Here is a 24,016-nt window from a genome sequence, read left to right as displayed (position 1 = left end):
GATTTTATACACAGCATTGCATAATCGGCAAATCGATTTTATACAATTGGTTACGTATTGGATGCTCATGGCCCGTGCCACGCAGGGAGAGAAACCGGATGGGACCTGGAACCGCGACAGGCAGCCGAGGGGTCGGCGCGCACGGCTCCGCGCCCGACGCCGTGCGCGAGGCGCTGCGGCGTGCGATCAGCTCGGGCGAACTGGTGCCCGGATCGCAATTGCGCCAGGACGAACTGGCGGAGCGGTTCGGGACCAGCCGCATTCCGGTGCGCGAAGCGCTGCGGCAGTTGGAAGTCGAGGGCTTCGTGACGATCCAGCCCAATCGCGGTGCGGTCGTCTCCGATCTGTCGATCGACGAGGTGATCGAGCTGCTCGAAATCCGCGTCGCGCTGGAATGCCATGCGCTGCGGCTGGCGATCCCCGCGATGGGCGAGATCGATCTCGACGCAGCGACCAAAATCCTGCGCGCCTACGACGCGGAGCCCGATCCGGCGCAATGGGGCGCCTTCAACTGGAAATTCCACGCCACGCTTTACGCGCCGTGCAATCGTCCGCGCCTGCTCAGCATGATCGAGGCGAATTACGGCCATGTCAGTCGCTTCACGCGGGCGCTGGTGTCGCAGGCGACCGGCAAGGAGCGGCCGCAGCGCGAGCATTACCGGCTGCTCGAACTGTGCCGCGATGGCGAGGCGAAGAAGGCCGTCCGCCTGCTCCGCGAGCATATCGAGGAGACGCAGAAGACGCTGCGCTCGGCGCAGCGCCAGGCCGTGCGCGATGCGACTGCGGAAAGCTGATCAGGTTCGATGAGACAATGTCCGATGAGACAATATCCAGTGAGACAATCGTTGGCGTCCCGCGGGATGCAGGAGTGTGCGTGTGAAAAGCAATGACGTCGACATCCTGGTGATCGGTGCCGGCATCGTCGGCATCGCCACGGCCTATTATCTCGCGGTCCAGCACAAGCGTTCGCGCGTCCTGATCGTCGACGAAGGGCAGCCGATGGCGCTGACCTCGGCACAGTCGGGCGAGAACTACCGCAACTGGTGGCCGCATCCGACTATGGCCGACTTCACCAACCACTCCACCGACCTGATGGAGCAGATCGCGCGGGCGACTGACAATCGCATCCACATGACGCGGCGCGGCTATCTTCTCGTCACGCGCGAGGCGCGGCCCGAGGCGCTGCTGCAGCAATTGCACGCCGGCTATGGCGCGCAGGCCGCGAAGCTGATCCGCCTGCACGAAGGATCGAGCCGCGGCTACCAGCCGCCGCTGTCGGCGGATTGGCAGAGCGCGCCCGACGGCGTCGACGTGCTGCTCGGCCGCGAGTTGATCCAGAAGCATTACCCGGCGTTCGACAACGAGGTCGCCACCGCCCTGCACATCCGTCGGGCCGGCGATATCAGCGGCCAGCAGCTCGGCCAATACATGCTGGAGACGATACGGCCGCTCGGCGCGCAGTTTCAGCAGGCCAAGGTCGTCGGCATCGCCAAGGCTGACCGCTTCACCGTCGATGTGCTGGCCGATGGGACGAGGCAGAGCATCAAGGCCGACATCATCGTCAATGCCGCAGGGCCGTTCGCCGCGCAGGTCGCGGCGATGCATGGCGAAGCGCTGCCGATCGTCAACGTGCTGCAACAGAAGATCGCCTTCGCCGACCGCAACCGCGCCGTTGATCGGGCGATGCCGTTTGCGATCGATCTCGACGGCCAGACGCTGGCCTGGTCCGACGACGAGCGCGAGGCGCTCGCCGCGGCGCCGGAATTCGCCGGTCTGTTGCAGCCGATGCCGGGCAGCATCCATTGCCGGCCCGACGGCGGCGATCAGGGCGAGTGGATCAAGCTCGGCTGGGCGTTCAATGAAGAGACCACGACCGCGCCGCTGCGCGAGCCGGAGCTCAATCCCTATTTCCCCGAAGTGGTGCTGCGCGCGGCGAGCCGGCTGCAGCCGAAGCTCGCGCGCTACCTCGGCGCGCTGCCGCGCGATCGCGTGCATTACGGTGGCTATTATCCGATGACGAAGGAGAACTGGCCGCTGATCGGCGCGGCGGCAACGCCGGGCGTTTTCCTGGCGGCCGCGCTCTCCGGCTACGGCACCATGGGCGCCTGCGCGACGGGCGATCTGTGCGCCCGCGCCGTCGCCGGCACGCCCGTCCCGGAATTTGCCCGCAGCCTCTCGCTCGCGCGCTATCAGGACAAGGCGCTGATGGATGAATTGGAAGCGACCGCGAGCCGCGGTTTGCTGTGATGATCTCGTAGTCCGGATTACGCTTCGCTGCATCCGGGCTACGCGGTCGTTACCTTCGCAGCACCGCAATCGTCCGGCTGGCGAAGGTGAGCCGTTCGGCCATCACGGAGACGAAGTACGTCAGCAGCTTGTGGCTGAGCTCGGGATCTTCGTCCTTGATCGCCGTGAACTGATGGGTGTTGAGCACATAGAGCACGCTTGCCACCTCGGCCTGGATCGTCGCGCTGCGCGGTGAATGCGAGACCAGGCCCATCTCGCCGATCGTGGTGTAGCGGCCGAGGCTGCGCACCCGTGTGGAACGCTCGTCTTCGGCGGGCACCATGACGCCGACGCGGCCGTCGAGGATGAAAAGCATGGAATCGGCGGCATCGCCGGCGCGCACGATGATCTCGCCGGCGTCGACCTCGATGCGCTGGCAGCGGCGGATCAGCTCGTCGGCATCGCGCTCGCTGCCGAGGATCCGCGTGAACCAGCCGTGCAGGTCGGCCTCTTCCTGGGCGCGCCCCTGATGCTGGGAGATGATCTCGTTCTCGCACCATTCCAGGGCGTGATCGAGCTCCCCGATCACAGTGACGCCCTCGGCGATGAAGTCGCCGGAGCGCAGCACCTTCTCGGCGGCCGAAGGCAGATGCACCAGCACCAGCTCGACGCCGACGTCATGCGCGCTGCGCTTGATCTGGGCGAAACTGTAGGCGGCCGAGGAATCGATGCCGGTGACGAGCTTGAAGTCGAACAGCAGATAGCGGCACTCGGGATGCCGCTGCAACAGCGCCTTGACGTGCTGATACAGCCGGTTGGCGGAGCCGAAGAACAGATAGCTCTGCAGATTGAGCCCGCGGATCTGGCCGCCATGCGCCAGCAGCACCTCCTGGTCGTCGCGCGAGCGGTCGAGCGACGAGCGATACTCCGAGCCGTCGAAACTGTATTTGATCGCCTCGACTCGTGACGCGCTGAGTGCAAAGGTTGCACAGCCGATGATGATGCCGATCAGGATGCCCGGCACGAATCCCCAGATCACGATGATGGCGATGATCGCCAGCAGCGACAGATATTCGGTCTGCGACAGCCGCTTGCGCGACTCGATGATCCATTTGTGCAGCTGGTCGGCGCCGAGATAGAGCAGCAGGCCGCCGAGCACGAATTTCGGCATGAAGCCCAGCAAATCCGGCGCCACGGCGAGCATCAGCAGCGACGCTGCGGCCACCGTCAATCCGGACAGGCGACCGCGTCCGCCGCTGGAGAAGTTGAGGATGGTGCGGCTGATCGAAGTGCAGCCGGCATAACCAGCCAGCGCGCCGGTCAGGATATTGGCAAAGCCAGTGACGTTGAGCTCGCGCTCCAGGTTGGCCTCACGGTGCACGGCCACCTCGACGCCGGTGGTGTTGAACAGGGTCGAGGCGGCGGTCACGAAGACGACCGCGATCAGGTTGCCGAGCAGGTCGGGAACCATCGGCCACGGGTAGCGCGCCAGTTCCTCGACATGCCAGGGCAGCATGAAAGTCGAGGTCGGCGGCGACTGGAACGTCCAGCCGGTGGCCTGGGCCTCCTCGGGCGTGAGGCCGATGATCCAGAACGCAAGATGCGCGACGATGACGCCGCCGATCAGGATGATCGGGAGGCCGAGCGGGGTTCTCGATCGATGCCAGGTCAGGTACAGCACCAGCGCCATGGCGCCGGCTGCACTCAGTTCGGAGGCGGTGATGATGTTCTCAAACAGCGGCGCCGTGCTCAACTGCACGGTGTGGCCGGTGATCACCCTGATCGCGCCGAGCACGATCAGCAATCCGGTCGCGCCGAGGAATCCGCCGACCACGGGGTAGGGGACATAACGGATCGCACGGCCCATTCGCGTCAGGCCAAGGCCGCACATCACGAGGCCCGTGACGATGGTCGAGAGCCCGAGCGTGATCAGCACCGGCGCGAGCAGCGGTGCGGAGGGGTTGGCTGCGCTGATCCGCTCGGCGAGCGAGGCGGTCAGGAGTCCCGTCACCGCAGCGGTGGAACTGTCCGGTCCGCCGATTGCGAAAGGCAGTGAGCTGCCAAGCGCAATGAAGGTCGCGAGCACCGCGGACGAGATGAAGGTCGCGGCGACGCCGTACGACAGATAGGGCGACAGCGGGCCGGCGAAGATGAGCAACGCGTAAGAGAGGCCGAATGTGATGCTGAGGACGCTCGCCGCGCCCCCGCCCAGAATATCATTGACGGCTCGCCGCGCCCGCGAGCCGACATAGAACGAACGACTGATCACAAAAAGGAGTCCTGAAAATGTCGCCACAGTCGTAGACGACCACGGCACCAAGCGACAACAGGATTTTTGCGAAACGCATTCTCAACACGCGCACGGCGCGGTTCCACGACGCGTCGTCGCCCTTGATTGCTCCCGCGAGGGCGAGCCGTGATCGAGGGAACTCAGCCGTTGCCGGCCTCATTGCCGAACGCGCCGTGGCGGCCGACGCCGGATGCAAAGCGTGTCGCGCCCGACAGCGTCTCACCCGACGCGATCACGTCGAGACCGCCGCGCATCTCGTTTTTGATCGCGTCTTCCTCCTCGAGATCCCACTGCCGCAGCGCCGACAGCCGATCGGCGCGCATGCAGTTTTGCGGGAAGCGCGCGATGTCTTTTGCCAGCGCGATCGCGTGCGCGCGTGTCTCGCCCTTCGGCACCAGCCGGTTGGCGAGCCCGATGCGGTGCGCCTCGGGACCTGCGACCGGACGCCCGGTGAGGATCAGATCGATCGCCTGCGAATGGCCGATCAGCCGCGGCAGGCGGATGGTGCCGAGGTCGATCAGCGGCACCCCGAAGCGGCGGCAGAACACGCCGAAGGTCGCATCTTCGGCGACGAGGCGCATGTCGGCCCACAACGCGAGCTCCATGCCGCCGGCGACCGCAAAACCCTCGACCGCGGCGATCACAGGCTTTGTCAACCGCAGCCGGCTCGGTCCCATCGGCGCGATCGTGGTGTGACCGCCGAGCTCGCGCTTCTTCTCGGGATCGCCAGCCGCCACCGCCTTCAGGTCGGCGCCGGCGCAGAAGGTGCCGCCGGTGCCGGTGAACACGGCGACCGACGTACTGGCGTCGGCATCGAAGGCAAGGAACGCGTCATACAATTTGCGCGCGGTTAAGCCGTCGACGGCGTTGCGGCAATGCGGACGGTTGATGGAGACGATGGTGATCGGGCCGTCGCGCTCGATGAGCACGGCATCAGGTTCGGACATGGGGCGCTCCCTGGGTGTTGTTGTTCTGCCCAGAGAGTGGATCAGAGGTGAGTTCGGCGCAATGCCGTCACCTCGCGCGCAATTCCGGGTGGGCAAAGCGCAGCGTGCCCACCATCGCGAGCACGCCATGGATGGTGGGCACGTCGCTGTGCTCCCTTGCCCACCCGACGCTACGATAGCGTTAAACTTTCAGCTCGCTTCCCGTCACCCGCCGGAACGCTTCCAGATACCGCTTGCTGGTCGCGTCCACCACGCTCGCCGGCAGCGCCGGGGCCGGCGCGTCGCCGTTCCAGCGGCCGGCTTTGCGCTCGGTGTCGAGATAGTCGCGCAGCGGCTGCTTGTCGAAGCTTGGCTGCGGTCGGCCGGGTCTGTAGGCGTCGAGCGCCCAGAAGCGCGAACTGTCCGGCGTCATCACCTCGTCGATCAGGATGATGCGGCCGTCCTTGTCGCGGCCGAATTCGAATTTGGTGTCGGCGATGATGATGCCGCGGGCGCGGCTGGTCTGCTCGCCGTAGCCATAGACATCGCGCGCCATCTTCTCCAGCGTCGCGGCGACGTCGGCACCGACGATCTCGCGCACGCGGGCCACCGTGATGTTCTCGTCATGGCCGGTCTCGGCCTTGGTCGCCGGGCTGAAGATCGCGGGCGCGAGCTTCTCGCTCTCCACCAGTCCCGCCGGCAGCCTCTCGCCGGCGAGCGTGCCCTCGGCGGCGTATTCCTTCCACGCCGAGCCGGAGATATAGCCGCGGATCACGCATTCGATCGGGAATACGGTGGTCCGCTTGCACAGCATCGCACGGCCCAGGATATCGGTGCGATGGTTCTTCAACTCGGGCACCGCGCGGATGATCTCGTCGGCATCGGCGCTGATCATGTGATGCGGCACGGTGCCTTCGAGCTGCCGAAACCACCAGGCGCTGATCTGGGTCAGCACCGCGCCCTTCATCGGGATGGTCTCCGCCATCACCACGTCGAACGCCGAGATGCGGTCGGTGGTCAAGAGCAGCACGCGGTCCTCGCCGACGGCATAGATATCGCGCACCTTGCCGCGGCCGATCCGGGGCAGGGGCAAGTCGCTGGAGAGCATCGCAGTCATGACATGATCTTTCGAAAACGCAGCGCGCCCGCACATCTCGCGCGGGCGGCAGAGAGCCTGATCAGGAGATAGCTCACTCCGGCAGCGGAATGAACTCGTGTTCCTGCGGAACCGCGGCAAATCGCCCGGTTTTCCAGTCCTGTTTGGCCTGCTCGATCCGCTCCTTGGAAGAGGAGACGAAATTCCACCAGATGTGGCGCGGCCCTTCCAGCGCGTCGCCGCCCAGGAACATCATCCGGGTCGGCCGTAATGTCTTGACGGTGATGCGGTCGCCCGGCCGGAAGATCAGGAGCCGCGGCCCCTCATAACGTTCGTTCGCGATCTCGACCTCGCCGTCGACCAGATAGATCGCGCGCTCCTCATGATCGGGATCGAGCGGCACGCTTGTGCCGGCCTGCGCCGTCACCTCGGTGTAGAACCAGGGCGACACCATGGAGACCGGCGAGGCGATGCCGAAGGCGGAGCCCGCGATCACGCGCGCAGTGAAGTCGCGCTCGGTGATCATGGGCAGGTCGCCTGCGGCGTAGTGCTGGAACGACGGCGCGATCTCTTCCTTGCCCGCCGGCAGCGCGATCCAGCTTTGCAGGCCGAGCATGGTCTGGCCGTCGCGGCGCTTGACGTCGGGGGTGCGCTCGGAATGCGCGATGCCGCGGCCAGCGGTCATCAGGTTCATCGCGCCGGGCTGGATCTCCTGCACATTGCCCTCGCTGTCGCGATGCATGATGCTGCCGTCGAACAGGTAGGTGACGGTGGCAAGCCCGATATGCGGATGCGGCCGCACGTCCATGCCCTTGCCGGCGAGATACTGCACCGGCCCGAAATGGTCGAAGAAGATGAAAGGCCCGACCATCTGCCGCTTGCCATGCGGCAGCGCGCGGCGCACCGCAAAGCCATCGCCGAGATCGCGGGTGCGCGGCACGATGATCAGCTCCAGCGCATCGCAGGTTGTGGGATCGCCGAGTTCGGGATCGGTCGAGGGCTGCCAGCTCATGGTATGACTCCTTCGAGGTTTGCATCGATCATACCTCATTCGTCGTCCTGGCGAAGGCGGGGACCCATAACCACAAATGTTTGTGTTACGAAGGCTGGGGCCACAGCCAGCCCGACAACGTGCTCCTGTGGTAATGGGTCCCGGCCCCCGTGCGCAATTGCGCACTAGGCCAGGACGACAGAGAGCAATCCTGGAAACCGGGGATGTCGATGGTTTCTCTGATCAAGCCCGGCGCACGACTGCTGACAGTCGACGGTCCCGTGATCGAGACCGCGCGGCTGATCCTGCGGCCGTGGCGCGCATCTGATGTCGCTGACAACACCGCGATGCTGTCCGATCCCGAGACTGCACGCTTCATCACGCCCGATCATCAGCCGGTCACGTCGGAGCTGAAGGGCTGGCGCAATGCGGCCGTCATCGCCGGCCACTGGGCGCTGCACGGCTTCGGCATGTTCGCGGTCGAAGAGAAATCCTCCGGCCGCTACATCGGCCGTGTCGGTCCTTATTGTCCGCCGGGCTGGCCGGGTTTCGAGGTCGGCTGGGGCATCGCCAAGGCGTATCGCGGCCGCGGCTATGCGGTGGAAGCGGCCCGTGCCGCAATCGACCATGTGTTTGCCAATTTCACGGTCGACCGCATCATCCATTGCATCGATCCGGTCAACGTCGCCTCGCAGGCGGTGGCGCGGCGGCTCGGCGCGGTGAATGAGGGCCCGGGCGAGCTCGAGGGCGACATTGTCGATATCTGGGTGACGCAGCGCGAACGCTGGCGGCGCGATCAGCCTTGAAAAACCCCGGCTGACCGACGATTGTTCGGCTCGATGACATTGGCCGCAACCGAACTCTGCCTGCGCAGTGCCACCGTGGCGCTGCTGCTGGTGCTTGCGGCCACGCTCTACTCCGATTTCCGCAACGTGCTCACGGGCCGGCTCGCCACGGCCTTCGCGCTCGGCTCGGCGGCGCATGCGGTGACCTTCTCGATCGGCGCGACACCGGCGATCGCAGCCTGGCACGCGCCGCTGATCGCGCTCTCCACCGGCAACATCGTGGTGTTCTGGCTGTTCACCCGTGCGCTGTTCGATGATGCCTTCACCCTGCGCTGGTGGCATGGCCTGGTCTGGATCGCGGTTGTCGCATTCAGCTTCGTCAATTGCCTGTGGTTCGCGCCCGGCGGCCATGCACGAACTGCGATCGTCGCAGTCAATCTGCTGGTGCTGGTCTTCATCGCGCTGGCCGTGACGCAAACCATCGCGTCATGGTCGGCGGATCTCGTCGAGCGGCGCCGTCGCGTCCGCGTCTTCATCGTCGCCGCGTCCGCACTTTATGGCGGTCTGAACGCGCTGCTCCAGATCGCGATCGCCGGCAGCGGCATCGCATCGGACTGGGCCAACACGCTCAACGCCGCGGCGTTGGCCGGCATCGTCGCCGCGATCGCCAGGGCCATGATGCGCGTCGACGGTGCCGACCTGTTCGCCGCGCCAGCCGAAATTGTCGCGCCGGCCGAGCCGGTCGCGGCCGAGGAGGTGGCCGACCAGCGACTGGTCGACGCCCTGACGCGGCTGATGGCGGATGAACGCATCTACCGCCATGACAACATCACCATCGGCACGCTGGCGACCCGGCTGAAGATCCCGGAATACCGGCTGCGCCGGCTGATCAACCAGCGGCTGGGCTATCGCAACTTCAACGTCTTCCTCAACAACCACCGCATCGAGGAAGCGAAGGCCGCGCTCGCCGATCCCACGCAGGCCGAAGTCCCCGTTATCACCATCGCCATGGACGCCGGTTTCCAGTCCCTCGGCCCCTTCAACCGCGCCTTCAAGGCGACGACAGGTGTGACGCCGACGGAGTATCGGCGACGACGTGAGGGACTCACAGGCGGCAGGGTTCCCTCCCCCCTTGTGGGGGAGGGTTAGGGAGAGGGGTACTCCTCGGGCGGTCTCAATTGCGTTCGACGACGCGGCGCGAACTGCAAAGCAGCCGTTCCAACAATCATCTCGCGCGGGGCTCACCCCTCTCCCCAACCCTCCCCCGCAAGGGGGGAGGGAGCCTGAGCGAAGTGCTCACCGCACGAGGCGAACGTCCCAGCTTGCGGGCTTGATCATTGGGATCGCTGGACAATTTCAGATTCGGCGAGCCCCGTCCAAGCTTCGACCAGCCCGATTTCGAAATCCGGCGAGCGCTCCCGCCCCGGTCCTGCTTCCTCCGGCCACGCGCCCATCGCGCCATGCCGGAGGACACCGTGACCCGTCGAAAGCTCATTCTCATCCTTGCCGCCACCTCAGCGCTCGGTGCGCTGGCGTGGTCTGCCGCTCGCGCCCACGACGTGCCGAAAGTGGCGACCGGCTTCGTCGCCAACATCCTCTGCTCCGAGACCTTCGTCAGCGGGCTGGAGCCGACGCGCAATCTCACCGAGACCATGGAGGCGATGCCGGGAGCTGGCCTGATCACCTGGGCGATGCGCACCGACGTCGATCGCAACGCCAGGGACGTCACCGTCACACTGTTCGGCCTCGGCCGCAGCCATGCGGTCTATCGCGACGGGCTCGGCTGCACGCTCGATCATGGCGAGGCATTTGCCGATGGCCCGTTGTCGCCCGCGACGCCGCAGCCCGCGCTGCTGCCCGAGATCGCCGGCCCCGCGGAGGTCGCGCCGCGAAGCCCGCAACTCGCCGCCGCGCTCGATCGCGCGTTCGCCGAGCCGGCAGAGCCGCCGTTCCGTCACACCCGCGCTGTTGTGGTGATGAAGGATGGCCGCATCGTCGCCGAGCGCTACGCCGACGGCATCGGTACCGACACGCCGCTGCTCGGCTTCTCCGCGACCAAATCGGTGATCTCGGCACTGATCGGAATCCTGGTGCGCGACGGCAAGCTCACGCGCGATCAGCCGGTGCCGATCGCGGCCTGGCAGGATCCCGCCGATCCGCGCCACGCGATCACGGTCGATCATCTGCTGCGCCATACCGCGGGGCTCGCGCTCGGCAGCTCGCTGCAGGCGTCGCTGGGCTCGGCGCTGGAGCCGGTCAACCGGATGAAGTTCATGGAATCCGACATGGCGGCCTTCGCCGAAAGCTTTCCGCTGGAGAGCGCGCCCGGTCGCGTCTGGAATTACCATGACGGCAATTTCATCATCCTCTCGCATCTGATCCGCAACGCAACCGGCGGCCATGCCGCCGACGTGATGCGCTTCGCGCGTCGCGAATTGTTCGATCCGCTCGGCATGCGCAATGTCGTGATGCAGTTCGATGCCGCGGGAACGCCGGAAGGTTCGAGCCAGATGATGGCAAGCGCGCGCGACTGGGCGCGCTTCGGCCAGCTCTATCTTGATGACGGCGTGGCCGGCGGCAAGCGCATCCTGCCCGAAGGCTGGGTGACATATTCCGCATCGCCGACGCCAAACGCCTGGGTCGGCTACAGCGCCGGCTTCTGGACCGATCTCGGCGACAGCTTTGGCGCATCGTATCGCGTCGCCCGCGGCTGGCCGCGCGATGCCTTTTTCGCCAAGGGCACGATCGGGCAATATGTCGTGATCGTGCCGTCGCAGCGCCTCGTCATCGTCCGCCTCGGACGCTCGCCCAACGCACCGCCGGAAGCCGACGGCGTGTTCGACCTGGTCCGCGACGTCGTCGCCGCGACCTCGGGCAAGGCGAAGCTTGCCGGAAGCAATTGAGAGTGCCGCGTGCAGCGGGAAGCAGCGCAATTAGCGCAGTGTCGTCCCGGCGCAGGCCGGGACCCATAACCACAAATGCAACTTGTTGTGCGATGTTGGAACGACGAGTCCCGTTCACAACACGGGCCGCGGCGTATGGGTCCCGGCCTTCGCCGGGACGACAGCATTGAACTACTGCCGTCCCAGCTGCGTCGCCTTCTCCACGCGATCGAATCGCTCCAGCGAGAGGATCGCATCCGCGAGCTGGTCGGCGCGCTTGTCGAGCACCGGACGGGCCAGCGTCAGGAATTTCTGCTGCATCGCCTGCGCGTCGGGGAACGAGGTCGGCTCACCCGAGGGGTCGGCATAGAGGCGTTCATGGGTGCCATCGTCGGTGGTGATGGAGACGCGGGCGCCGAACGGGTGGGTGCGGCCCTTCTCCAACCGATCATCCTGCACCACGTCGAACTTGTCGGCGAGCGCGTCGATCGCCTTGTCGCCCAGGCGCTCATAATCGTCCCAGCCGAAATGGCCCTGGTCGAGTGCGATCGCGCCGGTGAAGAACATCGAGAACTGGCCGCCGACCACTGAAGTCGGGTGGCGCTTGGTAGCGGCATCGCCGGTCAGCGTGATGCCGTTGCGGTGCAGGCCGATCTCGACCTTCCGGATCTGGTCCGGCGTCAGATTGTGCTCGCGGCGCATCGCGATCAGGGCGTCGATCGCGGCATGGGTGTAGCGGCAGCTCGGATACGGTTTGACGCCGATCTTCATCGTTTCATACGTCGAGCCGAGACCGGCCACCGCCTTGTCGGGATGCGCATCGTCGCTGTAGCCGACCAGCAGGCCGTGCTTGCCCTCGACCGCCTCGCTCGAGCCGACGAAATCGTTGCGCGCCAGGGTCGCCGCGATCACGCCGTTCATCGCGGCGGCGCCGACCTGGTAGCGCTTGTTCCAGGCGCCGTTGACAAGGAATTGCAGCGAACCGGCGGCCTGGCTGCCGGAGACGCCGAACGCCGAGACGATCTGCGCTTCCGAGAGCTCGAACAGCTTGGCGGCCGCTGCCGCCGCGCCATAGGTGCCTGCGGTCGCGGTCGGGTGGAAGCCGCGGGCGTAATGCGAGGTCGGGTCGAGCGCGTTGCCGAGCCGGCAGCACACCTCGTAGCCGGCCACGATCGCAGTCAACACGTCGCGGCCGGAGGCGCCAACCATCTCGCCGACCGCGAACGCGGCGGGCACCACCGGTGCACTCGGATGCAGCGAGGAATCGGCATGGGTGTCGTCGAAATCCAGCGAATGGCCAAGCGCGCCGTTGAGCAGCGCCGCCACCGCAGGCGTCCAGGTCTTCGCATCGCCGAACACGGTGGCCTCGCCCTTGCCGTCCAGCGCCAAGGCCTCCAGCATCTTCATCAGCGAGGGCGTCGATTCCGCATCGCGGCGGGCGCGGATGGCGCTACCGAGGAAATCCAGCGTCAGCACCTTGGCGCGTTCCGGCACCTCGGGCGGGATGTCCTGATATTTCAGGCCGGCGACATAGGCGGCGAGCGTTGCGGTTTCGTGGGCCATCGTGTTTCCTCAATTTTGCGGCGCAGGGTAGGCGGGACGGTGCACCCGTTCAAGCCGACTTGCCGCCGCGGGCAGCAGCCATGCTCGCAATGGTTTAACACGGGGCACCCGATTAATTCCGGATCACGCTGCATGAGCACCTTCGCAAAACGCATGTTCGACAGACTTTGGGCCCGCAAGACGCAGCTGGCGCTGGCGGTCCGGATCGCGGCCTCGGGGGTGGCGGCCTATGCGATCGCGGTCGCGTTTCATCTCATGTTACCGCTCTGGGCGGTGCTGACCTCGTTGATCGTGACCCAGATGAGCGTCGGCCGCTCGCTGAAGGCGACGCGCGATTACATGCTCGGCACCATCGGCGGCGCCATCTATGGCGGCGCGATCGCCGTGCTGATTCCGCATTCCGGCGAAGGCAGCCTCTTGGCGCTGCTGGTGCTGGCGATCGTGCCGCTGGCCTTCATCGCCTCGCTCAATCCCAGCCTGAACTCGGCGACGGTGACGGCGGTGATCGTGCTGCTGCTGCCGACCATGCATCAATCCAATCCGCTGGATTCCGCAATCGACCGCGTGCTGGAGGTCACGGTCGGGGCGCTCACCGGGCTTGCGATCTCGTTCCTGGTGCTGCCGTCGCGCGCGGTCAGCCAGATCCGGGTCAATGGATCGAAGCTGCTGGAGCTGCTCGCGGCCGCGTTCGCCGAGCTGCTGGCCGGCCTGACCCGAGGCCTCGACAACGACGCGCTGCATCGGATCCAGGACGGCATCGGCACGGCCGTGACCAATCTGCACACGACCGGCATGGAGGCCGAGCGCGAGCGTTCGATGCATCTGTCGTCCGGGCCGGAGACCGGTCCATTGCTGCGGACGATCCAGCGGCTGCGGCACGACGTCGTGATGATCGGACGGGCCTCCGTCACACCGCTCCCGGCCGATATCCAGACCCGGCTGGCGCGGCCGCTGGCGGATGTCAGCAATGCGATCGTCACCTACATGAAGACGGTCGCGACCTCCTTGCGCGCCGGTACCGGCACGGCTGACATGGCGCCGGTCGAGGCGGCGCTGCACGCCTATAGCGACGAGGTCGCCGCCGTGCGCAGCGAGGGCCTGACCCGTGGCCTCCCGGTCGATGCCATGGAGCGCTTCTTCGCGCTCGGCTTCTCGCTCGAGCAGATGCGACAGAACCTCAACGACCTCAAGCGCTGCCACGACAATTGGTGCACCAGCGAGGAGGCATCGGAGAAGATCGTCGCGGATGCCGCACCGAAGAGCGCGGCGTGATTTGCGTTCGGCCGAGCTAATCCGCGATCTTGCGCAGCATCGACGGCACGATCAGGCGGTGAAACGGCGCGATCACAGCGAGATAGGCGCGTCCGAGCCAGTTGTGGGTCAGCACCAGCGTGGTCGCCGTGACATTGCGGCCGGTGCCCGCGGCATCGACATCGACCACCAGCCGGAAGTCCAGATGCTTGTCATTGAAGCCCGCCACCAGCCGCTCCGGCGTTTCGCTGACGACCGGGAATAATCCGATCATGTCGCGCGACACGCCCGGTTCGGCGCCCGACGTTTTCAGGCCGAACGGCGTGACCAGGATGTTGCGCAGCCTGGTCAACAGTTTGATCCAGCGTGCCTGCCTCGCAACCATCGCCTCGGTTGCGCGCCGGGCGTCGAGATCGGGCTGCGCGGTCTCGATGCGGAACGCATCGATGAACTGGGCGCCTGCGAGCAGGGCGCTGGAATCCGTCTTCGGTGTGACTTCGTCGACCTTCATCGACGCAATCTGCGCGCCAGCAAACGGAAACGCAAGATCAGGAGGGCGGCATAGACCGCGGTCCCGAGCGACAGCCCGATCCAGACACCAGCGGCATCGAGCTTGAGCCAGAAGGCGAGCGCGTAGGCCGAGGCGAATCCGACCAGCCAGTAGCTGATGGTGGCGAACAGCAGTGGCACCTTGGTGTCGTTCATGCCACGCAGCGCGCCGGCGCTGGTGGTCTGGACGCCGTCGGCGATGAAGAAGGTCGCGCCGATCAAAAGCAAGGTCGCGGTGAGCTGCGCCGTGGTGTCGGAGGCCTCGCCGAGGAACAGCGCGGCGATCTCGAAACGTGCCAGGATCACCGCGAGCGTCATGACGCTCATGAAGATGCCGCTCAGCGCAACCGCGACATAGCCGGCGCGGCGGACCGCGTCGGCGTCGCGGCGGCCGACCGCGTGGCCGACCCGCACGGTCGCCGCCATGCTGACGCCGAACGGCACCATGAACAGGATCGCCGCGATCTGCAGCGCGATCTGATGTGCCGCGAGCGCCGTGGTGCTGATCAGCCCCATCAAGAGGCCGGCTGCGCCGAACAACCCATACTCCAGCAGAAAGGCGATCGCGATCGGCGCGCCGACGCCGACCAGTTTGCCCATCAGCGGCCAGTCGATGCGCCAGATGCGGCTGAACACATGATATTTGCGGAATGGCCGACGCTCTGCGCAAAACCATGCGCCGGCGAGGAAGGTGCCGAGATTGACCAGCGTGGTCGCAAGCCCGGCGCCGAACAGGCCGAGCTCGGGCATGCCCCATTTGCCGTAGAGCAAGAGATAGACCATCAGCGCATTGGCGGGAATTGCCGCAAGCGTGATCCACAGCACCGGCTCCGGCCGGTTCACCGCACTCATGAAACCGCGCAGCGCGATGAACCACAGCGCGGGGAGGATTCCCCAGGCGAGGCCAAACAGATATTGCTGCGCGAGATGCGCGGTGAGCGGGGCCTGGCCGAGCGCGAGCAGGATGCGCTCGCCTTGGAATGGCAACACCATCAGCGGCAGCACCATCAGGAAGGCGACCCAGAGCCCGACCCGCAGCGCGCGCCGCATCATATGCGGGTCGCGGGCGCCGAAGGCCTGCGCGGCCAATGGCGAGACCGCCGAGACCATCCCCATGCCGATGGTGAAGCTGACGAAATACACGGTGTGCGCCAGCGCCGCGGCGGCGACGGTCTCGCTGCCGAGGCGTCCGATGAAGGCGAGATCGGTCGTCATCATCGCGATCTGCCCGAGCTGGGTCAGCGCCAGCGGCACCGCGAGCTTCAGCGTTTCCGCAAGCTCGGCCGCGAGCAGATTGCGAGGGACGGCCGCCGCGCGCGTCGCGGCCGGGGCGATCTTGCCGATGGAGGTCATGGCGAGATGCTTAGCACGGCAAGCCGGCCAAAAGCATGGCCAAGCTGCCGCAGGCAATCAAGCTGCCGCAGGCGATCAAGCTCGCGCCGGGACTCGCTTGATCTTGGCGCCGAGCGCGTTCAGCCGCTCTTCGATCCGCTCGTAGCCGCGCTCGATCTGGTCGGCATTGTTGATCGTGGAGGTGCCCTCGGCGCAGACAGCAGCGAGCAGCATTGCCATGCCGGCGCGGATATCGGGCGAGGTCATCGGCGCGCCGCGCAGGCGGCTCGGACCAGCGACGATGGCGCGATGCGGGTCGCACAGCACGATGCGGCCGCCCATTGCAATGAGCTTGTCGACGAAGAACATCCGCGATTCGAACATCTTCTCGAACATGAGGATGACGCCGTCGCACTGCGTCGCGGTGACGATCGCGATCGACATCAGGTCCGCCGGGAAGGCCGGCCAGGGCTGATCCTCGAGCTTCGGTACGTGGCCGCCGAAATCGTCGTGGATCTTCATGGTCTGGTTCGACGGCACGACGAGATCGTCGCCCTCGACGCCGCAGACGATGCCGAGCCGCTCAAAACCCATCCGGATCGAGCGCAGGTGCTCGACGCCGGCGCGGGCAATGCGCAGCGGCGAGCGCGTCACCGCGGCAAGGCCGATCAGCGAGCCGACCTCGATATGATCGGGCTGGATCGCGAAGGTCGTCCCGCCGAGCGTCGCCGGCCCGTGAATGGTGATGGTGTTGGTGCCGATGCCCTCGATCTTGGCACCGAGCGCGACCAGGAAATTCGCGAGGTCCTGCACATGTGGTTCGGAGGCCGCGTTGCGCAGATAGGTGGTGCCGCGGGCGGCCACGGCGGCCACCAGCGCGTTCTCGGTCGCGGTGACGCTGGGCTCGTCGAGGAACACGTCGGCGCCCTTCAGCCGCGAGGCGCGGAATTCGAGCCGGTGGGTCGCGGTCACGGTGGCGCCGAGCTGCTCGAAGGCGAGGAAATGCGTATCGAGACGTCGCCGGCCGATCACATCGCCGCCGGGCGGCGGCAAGGCCACCTCACCGCAGCGCGCGAGCAGCGGCCCCGCCAGCAGGATCGAGGCACGGATGCGTGCGCACAGATCGGGATCGAGATCGGCGGCGCGGATCTCCCTGGCGTGGATCTGCAGCGTGTTGCGCTCGGTCCATTCGGCGCTCGCGCCGACCGAACGGCACAGCTCGACCAGGGTCTCGGTGTCGCGGATCCGCGGCACATTGGTCAGCGTCACCGGGTGCTCGGTCAACAGCGCCGCGGCGATGATCGGCAACGCGGAATTCTTGTTGCCGGACGGCTCGATGGTGCCGGAGAGCCGGCGGCCGCCTTCTACGATGTACTGGATCGGCGGCACGCGGAGAAAGGCCCCTTAGATATCGATGGTGGCGCTGAGCGAGTGTTCCTGGATGAAGTCGCGGCGCGGTTCTACCACGTCGCCCATCAGTTTGGTGAAGATATCGTCGGCCTCGTCGACCTCCTTGACCTTCACCTGGAGCAGCGAACGGGCATTGGTATCGAGCGTGGTCTGCCAGAGCTGCTCCGGATTCATCTCGCCGAGGCCCTTGTAGCGCTGCAGCGAGACGCCCTTGCGGGCGGCATCGGTCACAGCCTCGAAAAGATCAATCGGGCCATGGATGGCCTGCTCTGCATCCTTGCGCCGAAGCTTGCCGGCCCGCGCGTAAATTTCCTGCAGCTTCTTGGCATATTCGTCGAGCTTGCGTGCATCCGCCGAGCCAAGGAACGCGTCGTCGATCACTGCGACTTCCTTGACGCCGCGCACCGTGCGCTCGAACTGGAAGCCGTGGCCTTCGATGAAGTCGCCAACCCAGCCGCGTTCCACCTCGTCGGCCAGTGCGTCCAGCCGCATGGCAATGTAGTCGGCTGCCGATTTCGCGGTGGCGACGTCGCCGGTGATCTTCGGGCTCAGCACGCCTGCGATCGCCGCCTGCTCGATCACCGCGCGATTGTACCGGCTGTGCATGTTGCGCAGCACGGAGCGAATGATGCGGGCTTCCTCGACCAGCGACAGCAGATCCCGGCCGGAGCGGTCGTCGCCGGAGGCCGGTTTGAACACGCATTCGTCGAGCCCCGTCGAGATCAGATAGTCCTCGAGCGCGCGCTCGTCCTTCAGGTACTGCTCGGACTTGCCGCGCGAAACCTTGTAGAGCGGCGGCTGGGCGATATAGAGGAAGCCGCCATCGATGATCGCCCGCATTTGACGGTAGAAGAACGTCAGCAGCAGCGTGCGGATATGGGCGCCGTCGACGTCGGCGTCGGTCATCACGATGATCTTGTGATAGCGCAGCTTGTCGACTGCGAAATCGTCGCTGATGCCGGTGCCGAGCGCGGTGATCAGCGTGCCGATCTGCTCGCTCGACAGCATCTTGTCGGGACGCACGCGCTCGACATTGAGGATCTTGCCACGCAGCGGCAGCACCGCCTGGAACTCGCGGTTGCGGCCCTGCTTGGCGCTGCCGCCGGCCGAGTCACCCTCGACGATGAACAATTCGGATTTGGCCGGATCCTTCTCCTGGCAGTCGGCGAGCTTGCCGGGCAGCGAGGAGACGCTGAGCGGATTTTTCCGCGTCAGTTCGCGCGCCTTGCGGGCAGCCTCGCGCGCCGCCGCGGCCTGGATCACCTTGCCGACGATCTCCTTGGCTTCCTTCGGGTTCTCCTCGAACCAGGCGGCCAGCGCCTCGTTGAGGACGTTCTCGACCACCGGGCGCACTTCCGAGGACACCAGCTTGTCCTTGGTCTGCGACGAGAACTTCGGGTCGGGCACCTTGACCGACAGCACCGCGGTGAGGCCTTCGCGGCAGTCGTCGCCGGTCAGCGCGATCTTTTCCTTCTTGGCATTGGCCTCGGCATAGCCGTTGACCTGGCGCGTCAGCGCGCCGCGGAAGCCGGCCAGATGGGTGCCGCCGTCCCGCTGCGGGATGTTGTTGGTGAAGCACAGCACGTTCTCGTGGTAGCTGTCGTTCCACCACAGCGCGGCCTCGACGCCGATGCCGTTGGCCTCCGAACGCACCATGATCGGCGCCGGCACGATCGCTTTCTTGTTGCGGTCGAGATATTTGACGAACTCCTCGACGCCGCCGGAATAGTGCATCTCCTCGCGCTTCTCGACCGCGTGGCGCATGTCGGAGAGCACGATGTTGACGCCGGAATTGAGGAAGGCGAGCTCGCGCAGCCGATGCTCCAGCGTCGCAAAGTCGTATTCGATGTTCTTGAAGGTCTCGGTGGAGGCGTGGAAGGTGACCTCGGTGCCGCGTTTGCCGTGGCCGTCGCCGACCACTTTCAGCGGTGCGACCGCATCGCCATGGGCGAATTCGATGTAGTGCTCCTTGTCGTCGCGCCAGACCCGCAGCTCGAGCTTGCTCGACAGCGCGTTGACGACGGAGACGCCGACGCCGTGCAGGCCGCCGGAGACCTTGTAGGAATTCTGGTCGAATTTTCCGCCGGCATGGAGCTGGGTCATGATGACCTCGGCCGCCGAGATGCCTTCGCCCTTGTGGATGTCGACCGGGATGCCGCGGCCGTCGTCGTACACGGTGACGGAGTTGTCGGCGTTGAGGGTGACGAGCACGCGGCTCGCATGGCCCGCCAACGCCTCGTCGATGGCGTTGTCGACGACTTCGTAGACCATGTGGTGCAGGCCGGAGCCGTCATCGGTGTCGCCGATATACATGCCCGGCCGCTTGCGCACGGCATCGAGGCCCTTCAGCACCCGGATCGATTCCGCGCCATATTCGACCGGAATGGGATGCTCAGGTTCGGCAGGAGTCTGCCGGGCAGGTTCTGTCATGTGAGGCCTTCGAGGATGTCCCGAATCAGCTGCGCAATATGAGGCGCTGATTACGCTATTTGTGCCATGAAAGAGGGGTTGCGCCTAGCGCAAAGTCTGTATCCACAAACTATTGAATAAATAGGATTTTTTAGCCCTGTTTCAAGGCCGCAAAAGGCCGATTCCGAGGCGTCGGAAATGCTTGATTCGAAGCCGGATCCGCAGCCGTTCGGACGGCCCTCGCGCGGCTTCAGCTGCGCCGTGTGGCGCGGCCGGATTCGACGTCGAAAATCTCGCCGGTTGGGCCGATGTCGACGAAACCGGCGGGATCCGCACCGGTCATCCAGACCTGCGCGCCGAGCTTGCCGAGTTCCACGAACAGCGCCTTGCGCCTGGCGGGATCGAGATGGGCGACGACCTCGTCGAGCAGCAGCAGCGGCACGATGCCGGTCATCTCCGCCACCATCGTGGCGTGCGCCAGCACCAGGCCGATCAGAAGAGCCTTCTGCTCGCCGGTCGAGGCATCGCGCGCCGGCATGTGCTTCGGCGCGTAGACCACCTGCAAATCGGTCAGATGCGGACCGTCGAGCGTGCGGCCGGCGGCGGCGTCGCGTGGGCGGCTCGTGCGCAGGATCTCGCGGTAGCGGTCCTCGACCGCGGTCGCGGGCTCACCGAGCAGCGCATTCTCCATCCAGCCGTCGAGCGCGATCTCGGCGGATGGGAACGCCGAGGCCGCGCCGCGCTCGCGCAGCATCACCGCGAGTTTCGCCGCGGTCTGGCCGCGTAAGGCCGCGACCGCGACCGCAAGCTCTGCGGTCTCGCGTTCGATCGCGCCACACCAATGGTCGTCGTAATTGCGCACCTCGAGCAGCCGGTTGCGCGAGCGCAGCGAGCGCTCCAGCGCCGAGACCCGGCTGGAATGCTCGGAATCGATCGCCAGCACCAGGCGATCGAAGAAGCGCCGCCGTTCGGACGCCGCGCCCATGAACAGGCCGTCCATCGACGGCGTCAGCCAGACCATACGCAAATGGTCGCCGAATGCGGTGGCGGAGCCCACCGGCTCGCGGTCGATCCGGCAGCGCCTGGAATTGCCGTTCGTCTCGCCGGTCGGCGCATCGATGCCGGTGCCGAGTGTCGCGAGCCCGAGCGCCCCCTCGACCTCCGCCGACACCGCCCAGGAGCCGTTGCCCTGATTGTCGGCGATGTCCTCCAGCGTCGCCCGGCGCAGACCGCGGCCCGGCGACAGGAAGGAGATCGCCTCCAGGCAATTGGTCTTGCCGGCGCCGTTCGGGCCCACCAGCACCACCAGATCACCCGCGACCTGCAGCGCCGCCGCCCGGTAGTTGCGGAAATGCGTCAGCGACAGGCGGTGAATGCGGGACGGGGTCATGGTTGCTCTGTCATTGCCGGACACTCACGCCTGCTTGCGGCCAAGACGTGGATGGCCGGGACGAGCCCGGCCATGACGCAATCTAGTGACGACGCAGACAAGGAGAAGATGCGATCACACCCGCATCGGCATCAGCACGTAGAGCGCGCCCTTGTGGTCCTTGTCCTGCACAAGGGTCGGCGAGCCGGGGTCGGCGAGCCGCAGCACCGCGACTTCGCCTTCGATCTGGGCGGCGATGTCGAGCAGATAGCGCGAGTTGAAGCCGATATCGAGGGCGTCGGAGGCGTATTCGACCTCGATCTCCTCGGTGGCGCTGCCGCTATCCGGGTTGGTGACCGAGAGCACCAGCTTGCCTGCGGACAAAGCGAGCTTTACTGCGCGGCCGCGTTCGGAGGAGATGGTGGAGACGCGATCGACCGCGGCCTCGAAATCCTTCTTGTCGACGACCAGTTCCTTGTCGTTGTTTTGCGGGATGACCCGGCCGTAATCCGGGAAGGTGCCGTCGATCAGCTTCGAGGTCAGCACCACATGGCCGAGCGTGAAGCGGATCTTGCCCTGCGACAGCTCGATCTGGATCTCCTCGGCGTCGCCCTCGATCAGCCGCTGCACCTCGCCGACCGTCTTGCGCGGCACGATCACGCCGGGCATGCCGGTCGCGCCCTTCGGCAGCGTGAGGTCGATCTGCGCCAGGCGGTGGCCGTCGGTGGCGACGCCGCGCAGGGTCGCCGCCTTGGCACTGCCGGCCGCGTGCAGATAGATGCCGTTGAGATAGTAGCGGGTCTCTTCGGTCGAGATCGCAAACTGGGTGCGATCGATCAGCCGCTTGATGTCGGAGGCCGGCAGCGCAAACGAATGCGTCATCTCGCCAGCGGCGAGATCCGGGAAATCGCTCTCCGGCAGCGTCTGCAGCGTGAAGCGGGAGCGGCCGGCGCGCACCGCGAGCACCGAGCGGTCGCCGTCGGCCTCCAGCACGATTTGCGAGCCGTCGGGCAATTTGCGGACGATGTCGTAGAACATGTGCGCGGGCACGGTGGTCGAGCCGGCGGTTCCGGTTTCCGCGGCCAGCGTCTCCGTCACCTCGAGGTCGAGGTCGGTCGCCTTCAGCGACAGCTCGCTGCCCGCGGCACGGATCAAGACGTTACCGAGGATCGGGATGGTGTTGCGGCGCTCGACCACGCGATGGACGTGACCCAGCGATTTCAAGAGTTGCGCGCGCTCGACGGTGACCTTCATTGCAATACCCGCCAGATCCCTCAGAGGAAGAGCCGGGCGGCCGTTGATGGCAGCACCGCGGCGTTGAAACCCGAAAAGCCGGATCAATATCGGATTTGATCAAACCCACGGGGGGACCGCAAGGTGGCGCGGATGGCGGGCCGGCGCAAGGGAAACGGCGGCCGTTCCCCCACGTTTTGGACCTGAAAAAGCATTCGCCCGCCCCAATGCAAAGGGAGCGGGCGATGGCGCAGGCGATCTTGCGCGGCAGGCTTATTCCTGCAACTGGCGTTTCAGCGATTCGACCTCTTCCGAGAGCGCGATGTCCTTGGCGACCAGTGCCTCAATCTTGCGCACGGCGTGCAGCACCGTGGTGTGGTCGCGGCCGCCGAAGCGCCGGCCGATCTCCGGCAGCGAGCGCAGGGTCAGCGTCTTCGCCAGGTACATCGCAACCTGGCGCGGACGCACCACGTTGGCGGTGCGGCGGGACGACAGCAGGTCGGAGCGGCTGACATTGTATTGCCGCGCCACCACGCGCTGGATGTCCTCGATCTTGATCCGCTTCGGTTCCTGCGGGCGGATCAGGTCGCGCACCTCGCGCTCGGCCATCTCCAGGGTGACCGGCTGGTTGTTGAGCTTGGAATGCGCCAGCAGGCGGTTGATCGCGCCTTCGAGGTCGCGGCCGTTATGGGTGATGGTGCGCGCCAGATAGTCGAGCACCTCCTCCGGCACTTCGAAGGTCGCATGGTGGGCACGGGCCGCGGCCACGCGCGACTTGAGGATGCCGAGCCGCAGTTCCTCGCCGAGCGAGCCCATTTCGACCACGAGGCCGCCGGCGAGCCGCGAGCGCACGCGGTCATCGAGGCTCTCCAGATCCGACGGCGGGCGGTCGGCCGCGATCACGACCTGACGGCCGGCATCGATCAGCGCGTTCAGCGTGTGGCAGAACTCGGCCTGCGTCGACTTGCCCTGCAGGAATTGCAGGTCGTCGATCACGAGCACGTCGATGCCGCGCAGCGCTTCCTTGAATGCCAGCGCCGTCTGCGTCTTCAGCGCGGCGACGAAGCCGTACATGAATTTTTCCGCGGTGAGATACAGCACCTTGCGCTCGGTGCCGGAATTGCCGGCCCAGGTCACGGCCTGCAACAGATGCGTTTTGCCGAGGCCGACGCCGGCATGGATGTAGAGCGGGTTGAACATCACGGGATCGCCGCGGCGTCCTTCCGCGACCTGGCGCGCGGCCGCATGCGCCAGCGTATTGGAACGGCCGACGACGAAGCTTGCGAAGGTCAGGCGCGGGTCGAGCGGCGAGCCGCCGAGCGCATCATGATTGGCGGAGACCGGCGCGGTCGCAAACGAGCGCAGTTCCGGCGCCGGGCGTCCGTCGGTGCGCGCCACCGGGCGCGCTTCGACCGCGGCAGGGGCTTCCTTGACGGGCGCCACCGGACGGATCGCAGAACGCACGGTCAGATCGATGCGGTGCACTTCGGGCATCTCGGCCTGCCAGCAGGCGAGCACGCGATCGGTGTAGTGCGCCTGGATCCAGCTCTTCAGGAACCGGGTCGGAACCGAGAGGCGGACGCTCTCGTCGTGCACGCTCTCCAGGTCCATCCGCGCAAACCAGCTCGAATAGACGTCCTCGCCGACAGTCGTCCGCAACCGTCCCTTCACCCGCGACCAGCGATCCTGTTCCGTGTTCGTCAT

At 66.2% G+C, this 24,016-nt stretch carries 18 protein-coding genes; 6 read left to right on the top strand and 12 right to left on the bottom strand.

Translation table 11 applies throughout. The features are described from left to right. The first annotated feature begins 98 nt into the window (after nt 1–98). A complete protein-coding gene (locus IC762_RS00090; RefSeq protein WP_195786647.1) occupies nt 99–794 on the top strand; it encodes a GntR family transcriptional regulator in 696 nt (231 codons plus the stop codon). A gap of 82 nt (nt 795–876) precedes the next feature. Next, nucleotides 877–2,247, top strand: coding sequence for an NAD(P)/FAD-dependent oxidoreductase (locus IC762_RS00085; protein WP_195786646.1), 1,371 nt, complete (start codon nt 877–879; stop codon nt 2,245–2,247). Between the two features lie 49 nt (nt 2,248–2,296). On the opposite strand, the gene IC762_RS00080 is transcribed toward IC762_RS00085, so the two are convergent. From IC762_RS00080 to IC762_RS00065, 4 genes are all read right to left on the bottom strand, one after another. Then, nucleotides 2,297–4,495 (bottom strand): SLC26A/SulP transporter family protein, encoded by a 2,199-nt coding sequence (locus IC762_RS00080; RefSeq protein WP_195786645.1) that lies wholly within the window; start codon nt 4,493–4,495, stop codon nt 2,297–2,299. 161 nt (nt 4,496–4,656) lie between these two features. Further along, nucleotides 4,657–5,463 (bottom strand): crotonase/enoyl-CoA hydratase family protein, encoded by an 807-nt coding sequence (locus IC762_RS00075; RefSeq protein WP_195786644.1) that lies wholly within the window; start codon nt 5,461–5,463, stop codon nt 4,657–4,659. A gap of 181 nt (nt 5,464–5,644) precedes the next feature. Next, nucleotides 5,645–6,559, bottom strand: coding sequence for a phosphoribosylaminoimidazolesuccinocarboxamide synthase (locus IC762_RS00070; RefSeq protein WP_195786643.1), 915 nt, complete (start codon nt 6,557–6,559; stop codon nt 5,645–5,647). Nucleotides 6,560–6,632: 73 nt separating this feature from the next. Beyond that, nucleotides 6,633–7,550: a pirin family protein gene (locus IC762_RS00065; protein WP_195786642.1), complete on the bottom strand. Its 918-nt coding sequence runs from the start codon at nt 7,548–7,550 to the stop codon at nt 6,633–6,635. A gap of 203 nt (nt 7,551–7,753) precedes the next feature. On the opposite strand from IC762_RS00065, the gene IC762_RS00060 reads away from it, so the two are divergent. The 3 genes from IC762_RS00060 (at nt 7,754) to IC762_RS00050 (ending at nt 11,217) form a co-directional block, all read left to right on the top strand. After that, a complete protein-coding gene (locus tag IC762_RS00060; protein WP_246801377.1) occupies nt 7,754–8,335 on the top strand; it encodes a GNAT family N-acetyltransferase in 582 nt (193 codons plus the stop codon). A gap of 33 nt (nt 8,336–8,368) precedes the next feature. Next, nucleotides 8,369–9,463 (top strand): AraC family transcriptional regulator, encoded by a 1,095-nt coding sequence (locus IC762_RS00055; protein ID WP_195786641.1) that lies wholly within the window; start codon nt 8,369–8,371, stop codon nt 9,461–9,463. Nucleotides 9,464–9,789: 326 nt separating this feature from the next. Continuing rightward, nucleotides 9,790–11,217, top strand: coding sequence for a serine hydrolase domain-containing protein (locus tag IC762_RS00050; protein WP_195786640.1), 1,428 nt, complete (start codon nt 9,790–9,792; stop codon nt 11,215–11,217). A gap of 171 nt (nt 11,218–11,388) precedes the next feature. Here IC762_RS00050 and IC762_RS00045 read toward each other — a convergent pair whose 3' ends face one another. Next, the gene (locus IC762_RS00045; RefSeq protein ID WP_195786639.1) at nt 11,389–12,759 is read right to left on the bottom strand and encodes an MmgE/PrpD family protein; all 1,371 of its coding nucleotides are present in this window, start codon (nt 12,757–12,759) and stop codon (nt 11,389–11,391) included. A gap of 132 nt (nt 12,760–12,891) precedes the next feature. Between IC762_RS00045 and IC762_RS00040 the strand changes: the two genes are divergently transcribed. After that, nucleotides 12,892–14,031 (top strand): FUSC family protein, encoded by a 1,140-nt coding sequence (locus tag IC762_RS00040; RefSeq protein WP_195786638.1) that lies wholly within the window; start codon nt 12,892–12,894, stop codon nt 14,029–14,031. Between the two features lie 16 nt (nt 14,032–14,047). On the opposite strand, the gene IC762_RS00035 is transcribed toward IC762_RS00040, so the two are convergent. The 7 genes from IC762_RS00035 to dnaA form a co-directional block, all read right to left on the bottom strand. Further along, nucleotides 14,048–14,521 carry a DUF2867 domain-containing protein gene (locus IC762_RS00035; protein ID WP_195786637.1) on the bottom strand — a complete coding sequence of 158 codons (474 nt, stop codon included), beginning with the start codon at nt 14,519–14,521 and terminating at the stop codon, nt 14,048–14,050. Then, nucleotides 14,518–15,912: an MATE family efflux transporter gene (locus tag IC762_RS00030; RefSeq protein ID WP_195786636.1), complete on the bottom strand. Its 1,395-nt coding sequence runs from the start codon at nt 15,910–15,912 to the stop codon at nt 14,518–14,520. The genes IC762_RS00035 and IC762_RS00030 overlap by 4 nt, the downstream gene beginning before the upstream one ends. 75 nt (nt 15,913–15,987) lie before the next feature. After that, nucleotides 15,988–17,280, bottom strand: coding sequence for a UDP-N-acetylglucosamine 1-carboxyvinyltransferase (murA, locus tag IC762_RS00025; RefSeq protein ID WP_195786635.1), 1,293 nt, complete (start codon nt 17,278–17,280; stop codon nt 15,988–15,990). A gap of 15 nt (nt 17,281–17,295) precedes the next feature. After that, a complete protein-coding gene (gene gyrB / locus IC762_RS00020; RefSeq protein ID WP_195786634.1) occupies nt 17,296–19,731 on the bottom strand; it encodes a DNA topoisomerase (ATP-hydrolyzing) subunit B in 2,436 nt (811 codons plus the stop codon). Nucleotides 19,732–19,960: 229 nt separating this feature from the next. Then, the gene (recF, locus tag IC762_RS00015) at nt 19,961–21,100 is read right to left on the bottom strand and encodes a DNA replication/repair protein RecF (protein WP_195786633.1); all 1,140 of its coding nucleotides are present in this window, start codon (nt 21,098–21,100) and stop codon (nt 19,961–19,963) included. A gap of 114 nt (nt 21,101–21,214) precedes the next feature. Then, nucleotides 21,215–22,333, bottom strand: coding sequence for a DNA polymerase III subunit beta (gene dnaN, locus IC762_RS00010; protein ID WP_195786632.1), 1,119 nt, complete (start codon nt 22,331–22,333; stop codon nt 21,215–21,217). 252 nt (nt 22,334–22,585) lie between these two features. Further along, on the bottom strand, nt 22,586–24,016 hold the full coding sequence (dnaA, locus tag IC762_RS00005) for a chromosomal replication initiator protein DnaA (RefSeq protein ID WP_195786631.1): 1,431 nt from the start codon (nt 24,014–24,016) through the stop codon (nt 22,586–22,588).

Origin of the sequence: Bradyrhizobium genosp. L, assembly GCF_015624485.1 — a bacterium.
GTDB lineage: Bacteria > Pseudomonadota > Alphaproteobacteria > Rhizobiales > Xanthobacteraceae > Bradyrhizobium.
The sequence above is the reverse complement of the archived record's forward strand: the minus strand, read 5'-3'. Positions and strand labels throughout refer to the sequence as shown.

Bases quoted from the DNA above. Each gene is read 5' to 3' on its own strand.
- IC762_RS00040 (WP_195786638.1), top strand. From the start codon at position 12,892: ATGAGCACCTTCGCAAAACGCATGTTCGACAGACTTTGGGCCCGCAAG.
- IC762_RS00030 (WP_195786636.1), bottom strand. From the start codon at position 15,912: ATGACCTCCATCGGCAAGATCGCCCCGGCCGCGACGCGCGCGGCGGCC.
- IC762_RS00055 (WP_195786641.1), top strand. From the start codon at position 8,369: ATGACATTGGCCGCAACCGAACTCTGCCTGCGCAGTGCCACCGTGGCG.
- dnaA (WP_195786631.1), bottom strand. From the start codon at position 24,016: ATGACGAACACGGAACAGGATCGCTGGTCGCGGGTGAAGGGACGGTTG.
- gyrB (WP_195786634.1), bottom strand. From the start codon at position 19,731: ATGACAGAACCTGCCCGGCAGACTCCTGCCGAACCTGAGCATCCCATT.
- recF (WP_195786633.1), bottom strand. From the start codon at position 21,100: ATGACCCCGTCCCGCATTCACCGCCTGTCGCTGACGCATTTCCGCAAC.
- IC762_RS00065 (WP_195786642.1), bottom strand. From the start codon at position 7,550: ATGAGCTGGCAGCCCTCGACCGATCCCGAACTCGGCGATCCCACAACC.
- IC762_RS00075 (WP_195786644.1), bottom strand. From the start codon at position 5,463: ATGTCCGAACCTGATGCCGTGCTCATCGAGCGCGACGGCCCGATCACC.
- dnaN (WP_195786632.1), bottom strand. From the start codon at position 22,333: ATGAAGGTCACCGTCGAGCGCGCGCAACTCTTGAAATCGCTGGGTCAC.
- IC762_RS00045 (WP_195786639.1), bottom strand. From the start codon at position 12,759: ATGGCCCACGAAACCGCAACGCTCGCCGCCTATGTCGCCGGCCTGAAA.
- IC762_RS00060 (WP_246801377.1), top strand. From the start codon at position 7,754: ATGTCGATGGTTTCTCTGATCAAGCCCGGCGCACGACTGCTGACAGTC.
- IC762_RS00035 (WP_195786637.1), bottom strand. From the start codon at position 14,521: ATGAAGGTCGACGAAGTCACACCGAAGACGGATTCCAGCGCCCTGCTC.
- IC762_RS00090 (WP_195786647.1), top strand. From the start codon at position 99: ATGGGACCTGGAACCGCGACAGGCAGCCGAGGGGTCGGCGCGCACGGC.
- IC762_RS00070 (WP_195786643.1), bottom strand. From the start codon at position 6,559: ATGACTGCGATGCTCTCCAGCGACTTGCCCCTGCCCCGGATCGGCCGC.